Genomic DNA, 410 nt, shown 5'->3' with positions numbered 1-410 from the left:
CAGCCGCGACAGCCGCGCCTCCGGATCGGCCGCCAGCCCCTCCAGCGCCCGCCGCCAATGGTCGGCCAGCCGCTCCATGGTCGCGCGGTCAAACAGGTCGGCGGCGTATTCCAGGGTGCAGTCCARCCCCTCGGCGTCCTCGCCCRCCWCCAGGGTCAGGTCGAWCTTGGCCGAGSCCTCCYCSGCCTGGCCGCGCTCCAGCGCCGACACCCGCAGGCCTTCGGTCTCGCCGGCCTGGTCATGGCCAGCCTGGTCGCCGCCCGGCGCGGCCAGCCCCAGGTTCTGCAGCACGAACATCGCCTGGAACACCGGGTTGCGCGACATGTCCCGCTCGGGGGCCAGCGCCTCCACCAGCTTCTCGAACGGCAGGTCCTGGCGCGCATAGGCTCCCAGCGCCATCTCCTTGGTGC

At 73.4% G+C, this 410-nt stretch carries 1 protein-coding gene; it reads right to left on the bottom strand.

Going from position 1 to position 410, the window contains the following annotated elements; genetic code table 11:
- The coding region (locus tag AC1DMQ_RS25800) for a condensation domain-containing protein (RefSeq protein WP_477036378.1) at positions 1-410 on the bottom strand (410 nt) is incomplete at both ends.

It is taken from the genome of Caulobacter sp. 05L422, from assembly GCF_056397765.1.
The sequence above is the reverse complement of the archived record's forward strand: the minus strand, read 5'-3'. Positions and strand labels throughout refer to the sequence as shown.